Source organism: Burkholderia aenigmatica, from assembly GCF_048627025.1.
In the GTDB taxonomy this organism is placed as follows: domain Bacteria; phylum Pseudomonadota; class Gammaproteobacteria; order Burkholderiales; family Burkholderiaceae; genus Burkholderia; species Burkholderia aenigmatica.
Genome location: NZ_CP184469.1, coordinates 2,050,433 through 2,068,565, shown reverse-complemented (window position 1 = coordinate 2,068,565; position 18,133 = coordinate 2,050,433). Strand labels below are relative to the sequence as shown.

At 68.3% G+C, this 18,133-nt stretch carries 17 protein-coding genes and 1 pseudogene; 7 read left to right on the top strand and 11 right to left on the bottom strand.

The window, feature by feature from the left end; all coding sequences use genetic code 11:
• Positions 1 to 15: 15 nt before the first annotated feature.
• Both ACN8ZM_RS26185 and ACN8ZM_RS26180 read right to left on the bottom strand, forming a co-directional pair.
• Positions 16 to 789 (bottom strand): helix-turn-helix transcriptional regulator, encoded by a 774-nt coding sequence (locus ACN8ZM_RS26185; protein ID WP_205823257.1) that lies wholly within the window; start codon positions 787 to 789, stop codon positions 16 to 18.
• Between the two features lie 35 nt (positions 790 to 824).
• Positions 825 to 1,166, bottom strand: a complete 342-nt coding sequence (locus tag ACN8ZM_RS26180; protein ID WP_420211168.1) for an FKBP-type peptidyl-prolyl cis-trans isomerase — start codon at positions 1,164 to 1,166, stop codon at positions 825 to 827.
• A 581-nt stretch (positions 1,167 to 1,747) separates the two neighbouring features.
• On the opposite strand from ACN8ZM_RS26180, the gene ACN8ZM_RS26175 reads away from it, so the two are divergent.
• Complete coding sequence (locus tag ACN8ZM_RS26175) at positions 1,748 to 2,665, top strand: metal-dependent hydrolase (protein WP_043179148.1); 918 nt, start codon at positions 1,748 to 1,750, stop codon at positions 2,663 to 2,665.
• 453 nt (positions 2,666 to 3,118) lie between these two features.
• Positions 3,119 to 4,600 (top strand): annotated as a pseudogene (locus tag ACN8ZM_RS26170) (sigma 54-interacting transcriptional regulator).
• A gap of 1,070 nt (positions 4,601 to 5,670) precedes the next feature.
• Here ACN8ZM_RS26170 and ACN8ZM_RS26165 read toward each other — a convergent pair.
• Positions 5,671 to 6,453 (bottom strand): ABC transporter substrate-binding protein, encoded by a 783-nt coding sequence (locus ACN8ZM_RS26165; protein WP_175025070.1) that lies wholly within the window; start codon positions 6,451 to 6,453, stop codon positions 5,671 to 5,673.
• Between the two features lie 234 nt (positions 6,454 to 6,687).
• On the opposite strand from ACN8ZM_RS26165, the gene ACN8ZM_RS26160 reads away from it, so the two are divergent.
• Together ACN8ZM_RS26160 and ACN8ZM_RS26155 are read left to right on the top strand one after the other, a co-directional pair.
• Positions 6,688 to 7,107 carry an MbcA/ParS/Xre antitoxin family protein gene (locus tag ACN8ZM_RS26160; protein WP_043177863.1) on the top strand — a complete coding sequence of 140 codons (420 nt, stop codon included), beginning with the start codon at positions 6,688 to 6,690 and terminating at the stop codon, positions 7,105 to 7,107.
• A gap of 2 nt (positions 7,108 to 7,109) precedes the next feature.
• Positions 7,110 to 7,805 (top strand): RES family NAD+ phosphorylase, encoded by a 696-nt coding sequence (locus ACN8ZM_RS26155; RefSeq protein WP_043177860.1) that lies wholly within the window; start codon positions 7,110 to 7,112, stop codon positions 7,803 to 7,805.
• 40 nt (positions 7,806 to 7,845) lie between these two features.
• Here the strand turns inward: ACN8ZM_RS26155 and ACN8ZM_RS26150 are convergent, their stop codons facing one another.
• Positions 7,846 to 8,577, bottom strand: a complete 732-nt coding sequence (locus tag ACN8ZM_RS26150; protein ID WP_089453433.1) for a metallophosphoesterase — start codon at positions 8,575 to 8,577, stop codon at positions 7,846 to 7,848.
• A gap of 136 nt (positions 8,578 to 8,713) precedes the next feature.
• Here ACN8ZM_RS26150 and ACN8ZM_RS26145 point away from each other — a divergent pair, with 136 nt between their 5' ends.
• Complete coding sequence (locus ACN8ZM_RS26145; RefSeq protein WP_043177847.1) at positions 8,714 to 9,367, top strand: DUF1345 domain-containing protein; 654 nt, start codon at positions 8,714 to 8,716, stop codon at positions 9,365 to 9,367.
• Positions 9,368 to 9,373: 6 nt separating this feature from the next.
• Here the strand turns inward: ACN8ZM_RS26145 and ACN8ZM_RS26140 are convergent, their stop codons facing one another.
• Both ACN8ZM_RS26140 and ACN8ZM_RS26135 read right to left on the bottom strand, forming a co-directional pair.
• Positions 9,374 to 10,042, bottom strand: coding sequence for a glutathione S-transferase (locus ACN8ZM_RS26140; RefSeq protein ID WP_043177845.1), 669 nt, complete (start codon positions 10,040 to 10,042; stop codon positions 9,374 to 9,376).
• 125 nt (positions 10,043 to 10,167) lie between these two features.
• Positions 10,168 to 10,875: an SAM-dependent methyltransferase gene (locus ACN8ZM_RS26135; protein WP_420211167.1), complete on the bottom strand. Its 708-nt coding sequence runs from the start codon at positions 10,873 to 10,875 to the stop codon at positions 10,168 to 10,170.
• Between the two features lie 308 nt (positions 10,876 to 11,183).
• Between ACN8ZM_RS26135 and ACN8ZM_RS26130 the strand changes: the two genes are divergently transcribed.
• Positions 11,184 to 12,836, top strand: a complete 1,653-nt coding sequence (locus tag ACN8ZM_RS26130; RefSeq protein ID WP_043179147.1) for a DUF3459 domain-containing protein — start codon at positions 11,184 to 11,186, stop codon at positions 12,834 to 12,836.
• Positions 12,837 to 12,910: 74 nt separating this feature from the next.
• Here the strand turns inward: ACN8ZM_RS26130 and ACN8ZM_RS26125 are convergent, their stop codons facing one another.
• The 5 genes from ACN8ZM_RS26125 to ACN8ZM_RS26105 form a co-directional block, all read right to left on the bottom strand.
• Complete coding sequence (locus ACN8ZM_RS26125) at positions 12,911 to 13,495, bottom strand: thiamine phosphate synthase (protein WP_420211166.1); 585 nt, start codon at positions 13,493 to 13,495, stop codon at positions 12,911 to 12,913.
• Positions 13,496 to 13,517: 22 nt separating this feature from the next.
• Complete coding sequence (locus tag ACN8ZM_RS26120; RefSeq protein WP_043177841.1) at positions 13,518 to 14,861, bottom strand: hemolysin family protein; 1,344 nt, start codon at positions 14,859 to 14,861, stop codon at positions 13,518 to 13,520.
• A gap of 76 nt (positions 14,862 to 14,937) precedes the next feature.
• A complete protein-coding gene (locus ACN8ZM_RS26115; protein ID WP_420211165.1) occupies positions 14,938 to 15,717 on the bottom strand; it encodes a sensor histidine kinase in 780 nt (259 codons plus the stop codon).
• 67 nt (positions 15,718 to 15,784) lie between these two features.
• Positions 15,785 to 16,708: a DMT family transporter gene (locus tag ACN8ZM_RS26110; protein ID WP_175025077.1), complete on the bottom strand. Its 924-nt coding sequence runs from the start codon at positions 16,706 to 16,708 to the stop codon at positions 15,785 to 15,787.
• 41 nt (positions 16,709 to 16,749) lie between these two features.
• Entirely contained in the window at positions 16,750 to 17,607 is an 858-nt protein-coding gene (locus ACN8ZM_RS26105; RefSeq protein ID WP_420211164.1) for a LysR family transcriptional regulator, read from the bottom strand.
• A gap of 115 nt (positions 17,608 to 17,722) precedes the next feature.
• Between ACN8ZM_RS26105 and ACN8ZM_RS26100 the strand changes: the two genes are divergently transcribed.
• Positions 17,723 to 18,106 carry a tautomerase family protein gene (locus ACN8ZM_RS26100; RefSeq protein ID WP_043177833.1) on the top strand — a complete coding sequence of 128 codons (384 nt, stop codon included), beginning with the start codon at positions 17,723 to 17,725 and terminating at the stop codon, positions 18,104 to 18,106.
• Positions 18,107 to 18,133 lie beyond the last annotated feature (27 nt).

Here is an 18,133-nt window from a genome sequence, read left to right as displayed (position 1 = left end):
GGCACGCGGCTGCGCTCAATGCCGCGCGCCGCGCCAGCGTCCCGGTGCCACGCCGAAGCGCTTCGTGAACGCGTGCGTGAACGTGCTTTGATCCGCGAAGCCGACCATTCCGGCGATATCGACGAGCGGATACCGGCCGTCCGCGAGCAGGATCACGGCCGCGTCGAGCCTGAGCCGCTGCAGGTAGCGATGCGGCGTTTCGCCGAACGCATCGACGAACAGTTGATGAAAACGGCGCATTCCGTAGCCGCAGTGCGCGGCGAGATCGGCGATGCGTAGCGGCTCCGCAAGCCGTGCGCGCAGCCAGCGGTCGATGCGCGCGAAATCGAGGCCCGGTGCGGGCGTGGCGATGCCGCGTTCGTCGAGCAGCGCGCCGCACAGCCGCGCGGCCGCCTGCCACTGAAAACGGTGCGCGGCCGCGTGCTGTGCGTCGCCGGCGGGTGCGTCGAGTTGCGCGGCTGCCGCCGCGATCTGCGCGACCAGTGACGTCAGTGCCGGATCGATCGCCACGGCGCGCGCGTTGTCGAACAGCCGCTGCGGCACCGCGAGCGACGCGGGCGGGAGATTGAGCACGAGCTGGCGGTTCTCGCCCAGGCCCGCGTAATCGTGGCGCGCGCCGGCCGGAATCAGCCAGGCGCCGTGCCGGTCGAGACGCTGGCTGACGCCGTCCACCGCCATCACCATCGCGCCGTCGATGCCGAGCACGATCTGGTGAAAGTCGTGCACGTCCGACGCTTCGAGCGTGTCGTAGCGTTGCAGTGCGACGGTGGGGGACGGAAGGTGTGCCATGGGGCAGGGCGTCAGCCGGCGGCTCGTGTGCCGTGTCAGAGGGCGAGCAGTTCGACTTCGAACACGAGCGTCGCATTCGGCGGAATCACGCCGCCTGCGCCGCGCGGGCCGTAGCCGAGTTGCGGCGGGATCGTCAGGCGACGCACGCCGCCGACCTTCATGCCCTGCACGCCTTCGTCCCAGCCCTTGATGACCATGCCGCCGTCGAGCACGAACGCGAACGGGTCGTTGCGATCCTTGCTCGAATCGAATTTCTGACCGTCGGTCAGCCAGCCCGTGTAGTGGACGCTGACGGTCTGGCCGGCTTGTGCAACGTCGCCGGTGCCTTCGGTCAGGTCTTCGTATTTGAGGCCCGATTCGGTCGTGATGACAGACATGACTTCTCCTGAAAAAGGATGGGTAAAACCGCTATTGTAGGCGAGCACGCAGCGGGCCGCCGCTCGTGGTTTTCGGCCGGTCGCACGCGTGTCGCGGATGGCGGCGGGCCGCCGCGGCCGCGATCGCGCGAAACGCAAATGGAACGCCTGTTTGAATTTTTCGCGAGCCGTGCGACCGAGGTTGCACCGCGCGAGTGCGACGCGTGTATGAATCGGTGCTACCGGGGCGTTCGCCCGCCTGCTGCGCGGCTTCGCCGGATTCCGTGAAACGCCCGCCACACGGGGCTTTCAGGCCACGGCTGCGAGGCGGCGCCGGCCGCCGCAAACGGCACGCGTGCGGTCTCGCGCGTTCGAATCCCGACCCGCCCGGATACCGTTCGAGCGCCGTTTTTTCCGCCTTTTCGACCGTGCCCTGTTTGGAAGCGCGCATCTACCGCGCGGCTTGCGTGCGCCGCCGCGGGCGGCCTATCTTTACAGCTGTCGATGTCAAGATTTTGGCGGTGCGCGACGCGCCGCCCGGGCCCGCGCCGGCCGCGTCGAACGACGCGCCGGGCCGCGCCGGAACCAGGAGAACGATGAACATGAAGTCAGCCGCTTCCGCCACCGCAGCCGGGATCATGCCGGTGCGCCGCGACCTGCGCTTCGACCTGCCGGTCGAACGCGCGAAGGACTGGCATGGCCTCGGGTCGCACGTGACCCATTTCTTCAACGCATTGTCGCTGCTGTTCCCGGCCGGCGAGCGTTTCTTCATGGATTCGGTGCGCAACTACCGCGACCGGATCGACGATCCCGTGCTGAAGCAGCAGGTGCTCGGCTTCATCGGCCAGGAGGCGATGCACACGCGCGAGCACATCGAATACAACGAGCTGATGCAGGCGAATCACCTGCCCGCGCGCAAGCTCGACAAGCGCGTGTGGACGGTGCTCGGCTACATGAAGCGCAAGCTGCCGCATTCGGTGCAGCTCGCGCACACGGTCGCGGCGGAGCACTACACGGCGATGCTGGCCGACTGGCTGCTGCGCGACCCGACGCGCCTCGACGGCTCGGTCGAAGGCTACCGCCAGATGTGGATCTGGCACGCGCTCGAGGAAACCGAGCACAAGGCCGTGTCGTTCGACGTATGGAATGCCGCGATGGAACCGGGGTTGCGCCGTTACCTGATCCGGATCGGCGTGTATCTGCTGACGACGCTGACGTTCTGGCCGACCGTGTTCCTGATGCATGCGACGCTGCTGTGGCGCGATCGCGGCGCCGGCCACCACGTGCGCGGCATGCTGCGGATGATGGCGTTCCTGTACGGGCCGCGCCGCGGGCTGTTCCCGCGCATCGCCGGCGAATGGCTGAGCTTCTTCCGGCCGGGCTTCCATCCGTGGGATCACGACAACCACCACCATCTCGCGCGGGTCGACGCGCTCGCCGCCACCTATGGCGAACACGGCGGCACGCCGGCCGGCCGTGGCCGCGCGAACGCGCCGGCGCCGCTCGCGTCGGGCCGCTGATACCGCCGCCGCGCCAGCGCGCGCGGCAGCGGGCCGCGCATGTTGCGTTCGTGCATCAGCCGGCTTCCTCTGACGATTGACCGAAATCAATTCGAACCGGATGGCCGGGTGTCCGGCCGGCCGGTCGACCGCCCGCGCAAGCCTGCGCGGGCGAGCCGATGCTGCATGCGCCGCCTCGCCCGCGAACCCCGCGCGCCAGCACCGGCGCGGCTTTGCGCGTCGCGCGGCCGCCCGCTCGGGGCTCGCGCCGCACACGCCACCGGGATAACACCCATCTAGCCGCGCACCGGCCGCATCGATATACCGTTCATGACAATGTCCACCTCACGTGCGATTCATGCGCGGGGGGATTTTATTCGGACGGAAATGCGGCCAATATGTCGTTTCGATCGTGGTCCGTCGCACGCGATGGCGACGACGGCGCGCGATACCAATGCCAAGCGGGGAACAACGATGGTTGCTAGGTCACCTGACGCAAACGGGCATGCGGTGCCCGAGATGACGCATGTGTCCATTACCGCGCCCGAAGACGGACGCAAGCTGTTCGTGATCATGCGTTCGCCCGACGAGCCGTTGCTTGCGCAACTGCGCGGGCTCGGCTGGGAAATCTCCGTCGCGAAGACGGCCGGCGCCGCGCAGAACATGACGTCCGGCGTGACCGTCGCCGCCGGGCTGGTCGATTTCACCGGGTTCACGTCGCGCGATTATCCCGCGCTGAAGGCATGCCTGAGCCAGCCGTCGATCGGCTGGATCTCCATCGCGCAAGCCGGCATCACGATCAGTCCCGCCGTGCGCGAACTGATCCGCAGCTATTGCTTCGATTACGTGACCCTGCCGTTGCCCTACGAATGGATTTCGCACGTGCTCGGCCATGCGCGCGGGATGGCCGCGCTCGATCGCGTCGATGGCGCGGCCTATGCGGCGTCGATCGGCGAACACGGGATGATCGGCAACTGCGAGGCGATGCAGCAGCTGTTCAGCACGATCCGCAAGGTTGCGAAGACCGACGCGAGCGTGTTCATCTCGGGCGAGTCGGGCACCGGCAAGGAGCTGACGGCGCTCGCGATTCACGAGCGTTCCGGCCGCGGCAAGGGGCCGTTCGTCGCGATCAATTGCGGCGCGATTCCGCATCACCTGCTGCAGTCGGAACTGTTCGGCTACGAGCGCGGCGCGTTCACCGGCGCGAACCAGCGGCGCGCGGGCCGGATCGAATCGGCGAACGGCGGCACGCTGTTTCTCGACGAAATCGGCGACATGCCGGTCGAAAGCCAGGCGAGCCTGCTGCGCTTCCTGTAGGAGGGGAAGATCGAGCGGCTCGGCGGGCAGGAATCGATTCCGGTGGACGTGCGGATCATCTCGGCCACCCACGTGGATCTCGACGGCGCGGTCGAGGCCGGGCGCTTCCGCGCAGACCTCTATCACCGCCTGTGCGTGCTGCGCATCCACGAGCCGCCGCTGCGCGCGCGCGGCAAGGACATCGACATCCTCGCGCACTACGTGCTGCAGAAGTACAAGGCCGACAGCGGCCGCAAGATCAGCGGCTTCACGTCGGCCGCGCTCGACGCGATGCGGCGCTACGAATGGCCCGGCAACGTGCGCGAGCTGATCAACCGCGTGCGGCGCGCGATCGTGATGGCCGAGAGCCGGCTGCTGACGCCGCACGATCTCGGGCTCGACACGCCGGGCGAAACCGAGCCCGTGACGCTCGAACAGGCGCGGGCGCTCGCCGAGCGCACCGCGATCGAGAATGCGCTGCTGCGCAACGATCACCGCATCAACAAGGCCGCGGCCGAACTCGGCATTTCGCGCGTGACGCTCTACCGGATGATGATCGAGCACGGCCTGAACGATCACGACAACAACGGCGGGAACGGCGACAACGGCGGGCACGATGGCGCGCCGTCCGGCGACGCGGGGCATCAGCGGGTCGGCTGAGCGGCGCACGCGTGACGCGTGAACCGATACGGCGCACGCCGGGTTCGCCCGATCGCCGTGCAGTCGGCCGGCCCGGCGCCGGCCGATTCCTGCCGTGCGCGGCCCGCGATTTTCGCGCCGCCGACGGCATGTAAAGCGCATGAAACGTTTCGCCTCGGCGGCCAGGCAAATTGGCGCGGCAAATCGGGGTGAACGGCCGGCCGCGTTTCGGTAAAAATGCCGCACTGCATTGTTCAGCCTTATCCGGCAAGGCAGGGCCGCCACGCGCCCGATGCGTGCCGCGCACCGCGTGTTTCAGTTTCGCAACTTCCCGTATTCCGCCCCCGTTCCGGGCGCCGCGCTGCCCGGTCAACCCCTTGTCCGGCCGGGCTCGCGCGAAGCTGGCCCGCTCCTTGCGGAAGAGAGCGTGCGAGAGTCGACGATGCACGGTCCGTCCGGTTCGGCAGCGAACCCTGTCAGTACCGGCCAGGACCCAGTCCGCGGGGATGCGGCGGCGCGCGGCACTACAGCCGCGCTCCGGCGAGCACGGAGCGTCGTCGCCTGATCGTCGGGGCACCGGCCTCGCCCGGTTGCCGGAACAACCATCAGACTGATACGGGGAAGAAAAATGATCGATCGCCACACGCCGCGGCCGGCAGGCCGCGATCGCAGTGATTCGGAGCATCGCCGGTCGAACGTCGTTCTCGCAGCCGGCCGGCATGCATCGACAGGCCATCTCTCCGCGCCCGGTGCGAGGCGGATCCGGCTGATTGCCGGTCATCCGCGCCGGGTCGGCACTTTCCTGCACGCGAACCCGATTCGCAAGGGCATGTGCGCACGGGCGCCGGTACCTCGACGCCCGGTCTTCGCCTACTGACCGAAGCCGCACGACATCCGTTCGCGCCGGGCATCGTCGTCGCGAACGATCAATCTGCAATCCGAATGAAATGCGTGGTGTCGTGCTGTATGTGCGACGGATGTTGCATTCGATGTGACGGCAAACGGCATCGTGCCGTTGCCGTCAGGTGGTGAGGGGAGGGGCGGTCGGACGCGCGCGACGGGAGTGGCGCCCGTACGCGCGCGACGCCGTTTCAGCCGCCGTAGATGTCGAAGTCGAAGTACTTCGACGCGAGCCGCTTGTAGGTGCCGTCCTTGACGATGTCGAGAATGGCGCCGTCGATCTTCGCCTTCAGGTCGGTGTCCTCCTTGCGCAGCCCGATGCCGGCGCCGATGCCGAGCACCTTGTCGTCGACGAGCTCGGGGCCGACGAACGTGTAGTTCGCGCCGCGCGACGATTTCAGGAACCCGATGGCCGCCTGCACTTCATCCTGCAGCGCCGCGTCGAGGCGGCCCGAGGTCAGGTCCGCGTACACGCCGTCCTGGTTCTGGTACGACACGACGTTCGCGCCTTGCTTGCCCCAGTACGCCTTCGCATACGTTTCCTGCGTCGTGCCCTGCTCGACGCCGATCGATTTGCCCTTCAGCGATTCGGCCGTCGGCAGCAGCGGCGAGCCCTTCTTCACGACGAGCCGCGTCGGCTGGTTGTAGATCTTCGTCGTGAAGCCGATCTGTTGCGCGCGTTGCGGCGTGATCGACATCGACGACAGCACCGCGTCGAACTTCTTCGCCTTCAGCGCCGGAATCATCCCGTCGAAATCGTTCTCGAGCCACACGCACTTCGCCTTCAGGCGCGCGCAGATCTCGTTGCCGAGGTCGATATCGAAGCCGACCAGCTTGCCGTCGGGCGCCTTCGACTCGAACGGCGCGTAGCTGGCATCGGTGCCGAAGCGGATCGTGGTCCAGTCCTTCGCGACGGCGGGGCCTGCGGATACCGCGAGCAGGGCGATCGAAACAGCGGCAATCAGTCTCTTCATGGTGCGTTCCTTGGCGGGTGCTTCCGGTTTCTGTGCGACACGGTTTCACGGACACGAACCGCGTCTGCGCGCGGTGTCCGCACGGCCATTAACGCAGAAAATAAAATCAGAGTCCAGAATGGACAAAAAATATCGTTTTTGGCGGGTGTGCCGGCCGGTCGCCGGGTGTCGACCCTTGCAAAAATACGAAAATGGACTAATCTTGTTAGTAAATTCGTTTCGAGACTAACGATCATGTCACAACCCGCCTACGATTCGCATTCCGCCCCGCCGCAGGCCTCGGTCGCGCAGATGTCGGCGGCCGGCCTGCGTGCGTTTTTCAACATCGCGCGCGACTGGGAGCTGACGATCGACGAGCAGATCGTGCTGCTCGGTTCGCCCGGCCGTTCGACGTTCTTCAAGTGGAAGGCCACGCCGGAATCGGCGCGGCTACCGCGCGATACGCTCGAACGGCTATCGCTGCTGCTCGGCATCTACAAGGCGCTGCAGATCCTGCTGCCGCAGCCGGCCGCGGCCGATGCGTGGGTCAAGCGGCCCAACGACGCAGCGCCGTTCGGCGGCAAGCGCGCACTCGACCGGATGCTCGCCGGCAATGTCGGCGATCTGGTCGCCGTCCGGCAATATCTCGACGCGATGCGAGGTGGCTGGGCGTGACGATGCCGATTCAAGTACAACAATGGCCCACGACCGCGGTCGACTGGGCGCCTGCCTATCGCGTGATCCCCACCCGTTTTCCGGCGATCAACCTGTTCGACCGCGTGGCGTCGGCGGACGACTTCGACGCGCTTTATGCGCTCGAGTCGCTGACCAACGATCGCATCCGCAACGAAGTCGGTTCGCTCGACCTTGTGCCGCCCGCCGAGCGCCGCTACGGGCAGGGCTGGGGGCCGATCATGGCCGCGTTCACGCACCTGAATCCGCAGGGCAGCCGCTTTTCCGACGGCAGCTATGGCGTGTTCTACTGCGCGCGCTCGCGCGATACGGCGATCGCCGAAACGCGTTATCACAGCGCACTGTTCCTGGCCGCGACGAAGGAGCCGCCGATGCGGCAGCAGATGCGGCTCTACACGGTAATCGCACAAGGCGACGTGGCCGATGTGCGCCTGTGGCCGAAACGCGATCCGGCGTTGCTGCATCCGCTCGATTACAGCGCCGGGCAGGCGCTCGGCCGCGCCGTGCGCAATGCCGGCGGCGCGGGGATCGTCTATCCGTCGGTGCGCGACCCGCGCGGCGAGTGCCTGGCGGCGTTCCGGACCGCGCTGCTGCGCGACTGCCATCACGCGGCCTATCTCGAATACAACTGGAACGGCTCGGCCGTCGATGCGGTGTTCGAACTGAACCAGGTCGGCTAGGTCGGGCCCGCTCGCACGCGGGCCTCAGCGCGTCAGCGCGTCACGGCAGCGGCCAGTCGCCCGCGTGGCGTTCGCGCGCTTCGGCTTGCGTCATCGACCAGGTGCGCCCGGTGCGCGGCTCGGCGAGCGTGAGCCGTCCGGCCGGTGCGAACGCGCCCGTGTCGATGAACCACTGCGCGCCGATCCGCTGCGGCGCGCGCACCGGCGTGTGTCCGGTGCAGGTCAGCGACAGCCCGGCCTGCCGCGCCGGATCGGCAAGCCCCTGGACGAGATCGCGGCCCCAGATCAAGCGCTCGCGCACGTCGTGCGCATAGCTGCCCGTGTCGAGATCGGCGTCCGAGCCGAAGAATTCCGCATGCAGCACGTTGAAGCGCCCGGGGCCGTCGCCGATCACGCGCACCAGCGGCAGCGCGTCGACGCGCGCCGCATGCGCGTGCAGCCGTTCCGGCGGCAGGTCGGCGCCCCAGTCGCCGCCGATCCCGCGCCACGCGTCGGGCGACAGCTTGCCGCGCGCCACGAGGCTCAGCACTTCCTCGTGATTGCCGCGCACGACGTGGCACCACGGGCGATCGAGCAGGTCGAGGGTGGTTTCGGAGGCCGGGCCGCGGTCGACGAGGTCGCCGACCGAGAACAGGCGGTCGCGAGCCGGATCGAAGCGGAGGTCGTGCAGCAGTGCGCGCAGCACATCCACGCAGCCGTGCAGGTCGCCGACGACCAGGTCGCGGCCGGCCGTGTTCGCCGGATGGTGGCAGAGGGGGGCGGTGGCAGTCATCCCAATATCTTAGGCGCTCGCGCCCATCGCCACGTCACGATGGAATGACGATAATCGGGGCGGTACCCGCCGGTACGGCGCGAAGGGCTGCTCCGCGCGCCGGCCGAACCTTTCCATTTGCTTTCGGAATCACACGATGACGTTTTATCCGCAGGTATTACGCAACCGGCCGCGCCTGGTCGCGGCGTTCGTCGCCGGCCTGCTGTGCGCGGTGCTGCTGCCGTTTCCGCTGCGTCCGACGGTGCGTGCGCTGATCGGCTGGGATTGCGCGATCTGGCTGTATCTCGCGCTGATGTGGGTGCGCATGGTCACCGCGCACCATCACAAGGTGCGCGAAATCGCGATCCGCGACGACGAAAACGCGACCACCGTGCTCACGGTCATCTGCATCGCGACCGTCGCGAGCGTGGCCGCGATCGCGATCGAGCTCGCGACCGCCAAGAGCGTCGGCTTTCGCGCAGGTCTCAGCCATTACGCGATCACGGGCGCGACGCTGTTCGGCGCGTGGTTCCTGATCCCGACGATCTTCACGTTGCACTACGCGCGGCTCTATTACGGCTCGCCGAGCAACGATCGCGCGCTGCGCTTCCCGGACCAGAAGCCCGAACCCGATTACTGGGATTTCCTGTATTTCGCGTTCACGCTCGCGGTTGCGTCGCAGACAGCCGACGTGTCGCTGACGAACCGTTCCGCGCGGCGCTCGGTGCTCGCGCAGTCGATCCTGTCGTTCTACTTCAACATGGCCGTGCTCGGGCTGTCGATCAACGTCGCGGCGGGCCTGCTGAGTTGACGCGGGCTACTTGAGCAGTTCGTACGGGCCGCCGCGTTCCAGCGCCCGCCGGTATGCCGGCCGCGCGTGGATCGCGTCGAGAAAGCGCGCGATCGCGGGGTGCCGGCCGTCGCCCCCGCGCGCGGTCGCGGCTTCGAGCGGAAAGCTCATCTGGATGTCGGCGGCGCTGAAGCCGTCGCCGACGAACCAGCCGGTGCGGCTCAGCGTGTCGTCGATATAGCCGAGATGCAGCGCGATCTGCGGATCGACGAAGCTCGACTGCAGCGTCGCGGCGATCTTGCGCGCGATCGGCCTGGCGAAGAACGGCATCGGCGCGTGCGCGATCCGCAGCGCGACGAGCTTGAGCAGCAGCGGCGGCATCGCCGACCCTTCCGCGTAGTGCAGCCAGTACGTGTAGTCGTGCCGCTCGGGCGTGCCGGGCGGCGGCGCCAAGCGGCCGTTGCCGTAGCGTTCGACCAGGTACTCGATGATCGCGCCCGATTCGGCGTACGTGCGGCCGTCGTCGGTGACGACAGGCGACTTGCCGAGCGGATGGATCGCGCGCAACTCGGGTGGCGCGAGCATCGTCTTCGGATCGCGCGCGTAGCGCACGATCTCGTACGGCACGTCCAGTTCTTCGAGCAGCCAGAGCACGCGCTGCGAGCGCGAGTTGTTCAGGTGATGGACCGTGAGCATGTCGGCACCGGAAGTGGGGGCGGGAACGCCATCATACCCAGCACGTGTGGCGCGTACGCGAAACGCGTCGTGCGCCGTTTCGGGCCGGGTCTGGCCGGCTGCGCCTGGCCGGCCGCCCCGATCCATCATGCGCGCCGCACCGCGATCCACGCGCCCCAGAACAGGCTCGCAAAAAAGCGCAGCGGCGCATCGAAGCCCGCATCGCGCAGCAGCCCGAACACGGCGTCCTCGGACACGGGCGGATCGGCACCCTGCAGGATCTTCGCGAGTTGCGTGCGCACGGCGTCGGGCGTCGCGCCCTTCATGCGCCAGCGCTGCTGCCACGCGTCGAGCAGGCGAGGGTGGTCCGCGTAGCGGCGATGATTGCCGGCGAGCACGAGCGGTGCGCCGGGTTTCAGGCGCCGCGCGATTGCTTGCAGCAGCGCCGCCTTCGCTTCGTCGCCCGGGACGTGATGCAGCACGCCGATCAGCGTCGCGCCGTCGAACGCGGGCGTGTCGGCCAACGCATCGACACCGTCCTCGACGAACGCCGTGCGCGCACCGAAGCCCGCGGCGTCGACGTTCGAGCGCGCGAGCGCGAGCATCGGCGCGGAAGGGTCGACGGCCGTGAACCGCCAGCCTGGCTCGAGCGCGGCCGCCACGCAGATTTCCTTCCCCGTGCCGCCCGCGCCCGCGACGAGGATTCGCGCATCGGGGGCATCGATCGCCGACGCGAGCATGCACGCGGTGAGTTCGTGGCAGGCATCGTAGCCGGCGAGCGCGATGCGGGATTGCTCGGCGTATTCGTGTGCGCGTGCCGGATCGAATTTGGCGGCGCTGGCGGGAAGCGACATGGCGGGTTCCTCGGGTCGGGCGCGGACGACGTGTCCGCGAGCATGGCGCAGAGCGTAAGCGTGCGCAGCCGGTGCAACAAGGCGAGCGATCATTCCGGTATGCCGGCTACCTGACTCGCCGGCACCTGCCGGAATGCGGGTTTTCCCCGGGGTCGATTCGTATTTAAAAATGTCCGGGAACGATGCATCGCGGTGGCGAATCCGGCGCATACTCGGTTCTCTCCCCCCGCCTGGCCGTCGCATGCCGGGCCCCGATGTGTCGCGCCGCTGGCGCGGCCATGCCGCTCGGTACGCACGAGGAGCGCATGATGTCCGATTGTCCGCACGATCCGTATGCGCAGCACCACATTCACTGCTTGCCGTTCGGCGCACAGCCCTGTGGCGCGCTCAGCGCGACGCCGCGCACGCATTTTCGCGTGTGGGCGCCGGGCAGCGCGCAGGTCCAGCTCGAACTCGATACCGGCTTCGGCCCGTTGCTCGTCCCGATGACGGCCGCCGGCACGAACTGGTTCGAAGTCTTTGCCGATTGTGGTGCGGGTGCGCTTTACCGCTATCGCCTCGACGATACGGTATCGATTCCCGATCCCGCGTCGCGCTCGCAACCCGAAGGGCTCAACGGCCCGAGCGAGGTCGTCGATCCGCGCGCGTTCACGTGGCGCAACACGTTCTGGCACGGACGCGCGTGGGAAGACATCGCGCTCTATGCGATTCGTCCGCACGCGGTAGGCGGCTTCGACGGCGTGCGCCGGCGCCTGCCGCAACTCGCGCGCCTCGGCGTGACTGCACTGGAACTGCTGGCGTCGCCGCACGACAGCCTGCCGTTCGCGCCGCTCGCGGCCGAAGGCGGCCCCGACGCGCTGAAGGCGCTGATCGACGGTGCGCATGGCTACGGTCTCGCGGTGCTGCTGGAGCTCGACTACGCGCGCTTCGGCAGCGGCACCGACGCGCTGCGCCACTACGCGGCGCCGTTCTTCCATACGCGCGACGATCCACTGCAGGCGCCGCCGCTCGCGCTCGATCATCCGGAAGTCTGCGATTTCTTCTGCGACAACGCGCTGTACTGGATCGACGAGTACCGTTGCGACGGGCTGCGCCTGCGCGAAGCCGACCGGATCGGCGCGTCGTGGCTGCGCGAGATCGCGGATCGCGTGCGCGCGGCCGTGCCGGCCGACCGGCTGATCCATCTCGTACTCGGCAGCGAGCGGCATCCGGCGCATCTTGCCGATACCCATTTCGATGCGCAGTGGAACGGGTGCGGCGAACGCGCGTTGCACCGGCTGACGGGGCGCGACACGTCGGCCCACGAAGGCATTTCCACGCACCAGTCGATCCACACGCTCGCCCGCGCGCTGACCGCGGCCGGGGCTGCGTTCCAGCCGGCCGCATCGGGAGAAGGCATGGCTGCCGACAGCGGGCTGTCGTTGACGTCGCTGGTGCTGTCCGATGGCGCGTGGCGCGACAGCGGGCAGGGCGACCACGGGCAGGAGGCCGGTCTGGCCGCGCTTGCGCTGTCGCTGCTCACGCCGCAGATTCCGTTGATCTTCGACGAAACCGCGCGCGATATCGATCGCGCGCATTTCGTGCAGTCGGCGCTGGCCGTGCGCGCGAAGCTGATCGCGCCGCGGCTGTCCGATTGCCGGCCGCAGGAAGCGCGTGCGCTGAAGTCGGACGGCGACGGCGATGCCGACGCGCTGCTTGCCTCATGGCGGCTCGCCGACGACGAGACGCTGACGATCGCGTTGAACCTGTCGCCCGAGGCGCTGCCGTTCGACGCACCGAAAGGGCGGGTCGTGTTCGAGACGCCGGCCCGTGCGCGCGACCGGATCGATGAACGGGTATTGCCGCCGTATTCGCTCGTCGCATGGCTGACGGGCGACGTCAACCGGTATGCGCTCACGCACGATGCGCGCCGCATCGACGACGGTGCGTGGCGAGAAATGCGTCCGAACCTGAACGCTTGAGCGTGTGAGCAGATAAGAAACCGAACGGCCGGGCGCATCTGCGCCCGGTTGCACCGCTGCAGGAAATCCCCGAACTACCAGAACCCGCGAATGCCTGCGACGCCGTATGCGCCGTGGCGGCGCGCATCGTCGAGGTGCGTGCGCGTCATGCCGCCGAGTGCGAAGACGGGCATCGCGGCTTCAGCAGCCAGCGTTTCGAACTGCGCCCAGCCGAGCGTCGGCGCACCGGGGTGGCTGAGCGTCGGCAACACGGGCGACAGCGTGACGAAATCCGCGCCGGCGCGCGCGGCCAGCAGCAGGTCGTCGTGCGTGTGACAGGCGGCGGACATCCATCTTCCGGCTGGCAAAGGCCGCTGCGCGGCGGCGCGCAACGCGGTGCCGTCGAGATGCCAGCCGGCGTTGTCGAGCCGCATTACGCCGGCCGCATCGATCGGGCCGTTCAGCATCAGGTGCGCGCCGGCCGCGTTGCAGCGCGCGAGCGCTTCGGCGGCGAGTGACGCGAACGCGGTTGCGTCGAGCGATTTCACGCGCAGTTGCACGAGTGTTTCGCCGCGCGCGAGCACGGCCGACAATCGATCGAGGAACGCCGCGCAATCGGCCGCCGAAGCGGACGCCGGCTCCGGCGTGATCACGCAGCAGCGCGGCAGCGTGGCGTTCATCGCGTGCGGCGACGCGCGGCCGTCATTCGTCGGCCTCTTTCGCGATCTTCGGGTAGACGCGCACGAGCACGATGCGCGGCCCGTTCATCTTCTTCACGACGACATCGAAGCGGTCGAACGACACGCGCTGCCCTTCGGTCGGCAGGTCGCTGAGCGCCTGGATCACGAGGCCGCCGACGGATTCCGCGCGGCCTTCGTCGATGTCGATGCCGAGCGCCTGTTCGAGCGACACGACGGGCAGGCTGCCCTTGCCCATCAGCGTGCCGTCGTCGAGGCGGCTCCAGTCGGCGTCGCCCTGGCGGAACTCGTCGTGGATCTGGCCGACCAGCGCGCCGAGCAGGTTGTCGAGCGTCAGGAAGCCGATCGGCTTCTCGCCCTTGTTGCCGACCAGCGCGAAGTGCGGCGCGCCCTTGCGGAAGCGGCGGAACAGGTCGAGCGCCGGCGTGTCGGGCTTCACGTACTGCACGGGGCGCACGTAGTCGGACAGGTCTTCGAGGGCTGCGCCGGCATGACGCGCGAGCAGCAGGTCCTTCAGGTGGATCAGTCCGCTCACCTGTTCGCGCGACGCATCCTCGAACAGCGGATAGCGGCTGAAACGGTGCCGCGCGACGATCTCCATGTTGTCGGGCAGCGGCAGGTCGCGGCGCAGGCCGATCATTTCATGGGCCGGCCGCATCAGGTCCGACACGGTCATCGACGAAAAATCGAGCGAATGCGCGAGCGTGTTCCACTCGTCGTTGCTGTACGTGCCGCGCGCCGGCTGGGCCGGATTGCCGGCCGTGCTGCGGCGGCTGCGCAGGATCAGCTTCAGCTCGTCGGTCGAGTAGTGCGCATCGCTGCCGTGGTCGGTGGACAGCCCCGCGAGTCGCAGCACCGCGTTGGCGCTGTTGTTGAGCACCCAGATCGCCGGATACATCGCCCAGTAGAACGCGTACAGCGGCAGCGCGACCCACAGGCCGACCTTTTCCGACTGGCGGATCGCCATCGATTTCGGCGCGAGCTCGCCGACGACGATGTGCAGGAACGAGATCAGCGAGAACGCGAACACCAGCGAGACCAGGTGCACGACGCGTTCGGACTGCACGCCGATCAGGTCGAGCAGCGGGCCGAGCAGTTGCGCGAAGGCCGGTTCGCCGACCCAGCCGAGGCCGAGCGACGCAAGCGTGATGCCGAGCTGGCACGCGGAAAGATACGCGTCGAGCCGGCCGTGCACGATGCCGAGGATGCGGCCGCGCAGGCCGTGCTTGCGGGCCAGTGTCTTGACGCGCGTGGCGCGCAGTTTGACGAGGCCGAATTCGGCCGCGACGAAGAACCCGTTCAGGGCCACCAGGAACAACGCGCCGATGAGCGCGAAGATCTGTAACAAAGAAACACTCCGGTTATGACAGGCCCATCAGTATAGAGCCAGAAAGGAATTTGTAATGTGCTGGGCGGCCGATTGCTTACACCGGCGCCTCACCGGGGACGGAGAACGTGATGGTGGCGGTCGCGCCATCGGCGAACGCGTCGTGCGAGAACGTGCCGCCGTGTGCGAGCGCGACCCGCTGGCAGAGCGCGAGCGTCCAGGCGATCCGCTTGGCGTCGCGCTCGCGCAGCATTTCGCGGCGAGCGAACGACTCGAACGCGTGCGGCTGCGCGGGATCGGCGAGCGCGCCGGCGTTCACGGTGCAGGTGGCGCGCGCGGTGAACTGCACGGCGTCGCGGGCGCACGCGAACGTCACGCGGCCGCCGGCGGCGCTGACTTCGACCGCGGCCGTCAGCATCGTCCAGAGCGCCTGCGCGATGCGTTCGCGGTCGGCGGTCAACGACGGTTCGCCGTCCGGCAGCGTCGCGTCGAGCGCGACCTGCCGTGCGTCGGCGAGCGCGACACGCACGAGCGCGATCGTGTCGTCGAGCAACGGGCGCAGCGCGAACGGCTGCGGCTTGAGTGCGAGCGTGCGCGTTTCCGCGCGCGGCGCGTCGAGCACGTCGTCGATCAGTGCAACTTGCTGGTCGATACCCGTGCGGATGCCTGCGAGCGCGCGCTGCAGGTTCGGATCGGCGTTGGCGAGCTGGCGCTCGAGCACGTATGCCCAGCTGTGCATGGCATTCAGCGGGCTGCGCAGGTCGTGCGACGCGGTGGAGAGTGCCTGGTCGCGCAGGAACAGCGCCGCCTGGGTGGCGTAATGCGCTGCGCGTTCGCGCAGCAGGTCGGCGGCGGGATCGACGGAAGTGGACGTCACGGAGCTGGCCTGTCGGAAGCGGTTGGCGTGGAAGTCACGCGAACCGCCATTATAGGGACGGTGCGTGTCACGCCGGCAGCGCGTCCTCGTCCTTTTTCCGGGCGTCGCCGTTCGGCAGCAACTGGCACGCGAGCAGGCCGGCCAGCATCAGCGCGCAGCCGACGAGCGCGCGCAGCGTCAGCGTTTCGCCGAGCGCGGCCCAGCCGGCGATCGCCGCGAACACGCCTTCCATGCTGAAGATCACGGCCGCGTGCGCGGGCGCCGCGTGGCGTTGCGCGACGACCTGCAGCGTATAGCCGACGCCGACCGACAGCAGTCCGCCGTACAGCAGCGTCGGCAGCGCGCCGCGCAGCATCGCGCCGCTGACCGGCTCGACGGCGAGGCCGACCGCGAGGCACGCCACGCCGCACACGAGGAACTGCAGGAACGCGAGCACGAGCGGATTGTGGCGCTTCGCGAAATGGCCGACGGCCATCACGTGGGCGGCGATGATCACGGCGCCGGCGAGCTGGAACCAGTCGCCGTACAGCACCGAGAAGTGCTCGTCGATGCTGAGGAAATACAGGCCGATCGCCGCGAGCAGCGCGCCGAACCACGTGCCCGCGCCGATCCGGTGGCGTGCGAACACGCCCATCAGCGGCACGAGCACGACGTACAGCGAGCTGATGAAGCCCGCGTTGGCGATGCGCGTGTATTGCAGGCCGATCTGCTGCAGCGAGATCGATACCGCGAGCAGCCCGCCGAGCGTGAGGCCCGGCAAGAGCAGTGCCGGCTCGCGGCGGATGGCCGCGAGCTGCGCGCGTGACGCCGTGTTCAGCATCAGCAGCGGCACCAGCACCAGCGCGCCGAGCAGGAAACGCAGCCCCGTGAACAGGAACGGCCCGATCACGTCGAGGCTCAGGCGTTGCGCGACAAAAGCCGAACCCCAGATCGCGGCGGCGGCGAGCATCAGCAGGTTGGCGCGGAGGTGCATGCGGGCTTCGGGCTTCATTGGAATTCTTCTGGAGATTGCGGGCGGCGAAACCAGCTAGTTTACGCCGAGATTGCAAGGCTGTCGGCAAACCTGCGCAATGCGGCGGCGGCGCGCGCATCGCGCACGCGTGAATACAGCACGACCTGCGACAGCGGCAGCGGCGGCAGTCCGAATTTCGCGCCGACGTCGACCAGGGTGCGTGGCGCGACCCGTCGCGCCAGCGGGCAGACGGCGAGGCCCGCGGCGGCGGCGGCCGTGACCGCTGCCACGCCGCCGCCCGTGAAGCGCTCGCGCCACGGCCGCCCCGCATGGTCGAGCGCGCGCAGCGCGGCGGCCCGCACGCCGCACGGGCCGGCCAGCACCGCGAGCGGCAGCGGTTCCCCCGCGCGCGGCACCCAGTCCGGCGCGGCGAGCCAGGCCAGCGGTTCGGAAAACAGCAGCGTGCCGTCTTCGCGCGGCGGGTCTTCACTCGGCTCGTGCCGCACGATCACCGCATCGAACCGGCGTTCGTCGTATTGCGCGAGCAGGTTCGTCGACGTGCCGAGATGCATTTCCAGCGACAACCCCGGATCCTGACGATGCAGGCTCGTGAGCACGGCCGGCAGGTCGGGCACCGCGACATGCTCGCTGACGCCGAGCGACAGCCGGTGCGTGCCGGCCGAGATCGCGCCGAGCGCGTGGTCGTGCGCGTCGAGCAGCGCGCGGGCGGCCGGCAGGAAATTCTCGCCGTCGGCGGCCAGCTTGACGACGCGCGGCGTGCGCGCGAGCAGCGGCTTGCCGAGGTGCGCTTCCAGCCGCTTCAGCTTCAGGCTGACGGCCGACTGCGTGGTGCCGAGCGCATCGGCGGCGCGCGTGAAGCTGGCGAGATCGGCAACCAGCACGAACGCGCGGACGGCATCGAGGTCGAGGACTTTCATTTCAGATGTAAATGGATGAAATATTCATCGATGACTGTTTATTATAGTTCGGCGAGCCTAACCTGACGCTGCGTTTCCGTTCTTCAACGTCAACTTCACCGACAGGAGCAGGACCATGCCATTCACCCGTATCGCAGTGCGCGAAGGCAAGCCGGCCGCCTACCGCGCGGCGCTCGTCGACGGCGTGCATCGCGCGCTGATGCACACGTTCAACGTGCCCGAGGACGACATCTTCATGGTCGTCACCGAGCATGCGGCCGAGAACTTCGTGTTCGGTCGCCACTACCTCGATATCGAACGCAGCGACGATCTCGTGATGGTCCAGATCACCGCGAACAACACGCGCACGCTCGAGCAGAAGCGGGCACTGTACCGGGCGATCGCGGACAACCTCGCGCAGCAGCCCGGCGTGCGGCAGCAGGACGTATTCATCAGTCTTGTCGAGGTGCTGAAGGAGGACTGGTCGTTCGGCAACGGCCTCGCACAATACGCCGTTTGATCTGCGACAGCGCGACAGGGACAGATC

Coding starts and splice junctions, on each gene's coding strand:
- ACN8ZM_RS26105 (WP_420211164.1), bottom strand. CDS start 17,607: ATGAAAGTCCTCGACCTCGATGCCGTCCGCGCGTTCGTGCTGGTTGCC.
- ACN8ZM_RS26140 (WP_043177845.1), bottom strand. CDS start 10,042: ATGCTCACGGTCCATCACCTGAACAACTCGCGCTCGCAGCGCGTGCTC.
- ACN8ZM_RS26130 (WP_043179147.1), top strand. CDS start 11,184: ATGTCCGATTGTCCGCACGATCCGTATGCGCAGCACCACATTCACTGC.
- ACN8ZM_RS26135 (WP_420211167.1), bottom strand. CDS start 10,875: ATGTCGCTTCCCGCCAGCGCCGCCAAATTCGATCCGGCACGCGCACAC.
- ACN8ZM_RS26185 (WP_205823257.1), bottom strand. CDS start 789: ATGGCACACCTTCCGTCCCCCACCGTCGCACTGCAACGCTACGACACG.
- ACN8ZM_RS26155 (WP_043177860.1), top strand. CDS start 7,110: ATGCCGATTCAAGTACAACAATGGCCCACGACCGCGGTCGACTGGGCG.
- ACN8ZM_RS26180 (WP_420211168.1), bottom strand. CDS start 1,166: ATGTCTGTCATCACGACCGAATCGGGCCTCAAATACGAAGACCTGACC.
- ACN8ZM_RS26160 (WP_043177863.1), top strand. CDS start 6,688: ATGTCACAACCCGCCTACGATTCGCATTCCGCCCCGCCGCAGGCCTCG.
- ACN8ZM_RS26175 (WP_043179148.1), top strand. CDS start 1,748: ATGAAGTCAGCCGCTTCCGCCACCGCAGCCGGGATCATGCCGGTGCGC.
- ACN8ZM_RS26125 (WP_420211166.1), bottom strand. CDS start 13,495: ATGAACGCCACGCTGCCGCGCTGCTGCGTGATCACGCCGGAGCCGGCG.
- ACN8ZM_RS26110 (WP_175025077.1), bottom strand. CDS start 16,708: ATGAAGCCCGAAGCCCGCATGCACCTCCGCGCCAACCTGCTGATGCTC.
- ACN8ZM_RS26145 (WP_043177847.1), top strand. CDS start 8,714: ATGACGTTTTATCCGCAGGTATTACGCAACCGGCCGCGCCTGGTCGCG.
- ACN8ZM_RS26165 (WP_175025070.1), bottom strand. CDS start 6,453: ATGAAGAGACTGATTGCCGCTGTTTCGATCGCCCTGCTCGCGGTATCC.
- ACN8ZM_RS26100 (WP_043177833.1), top strand. CDS start 17,723: ATGCCATTCACCCGTATCGCAGTGCGCGAAGGCAAGCCGGCCGCCTAC.
- ACN8ZM_RS26150 (WP_089453433.1), bottom strand. CDS start 8,577: ATGACTGCCACCGCCCCCCTCTGCCACCATCCGGCGAACACGGCCGGC.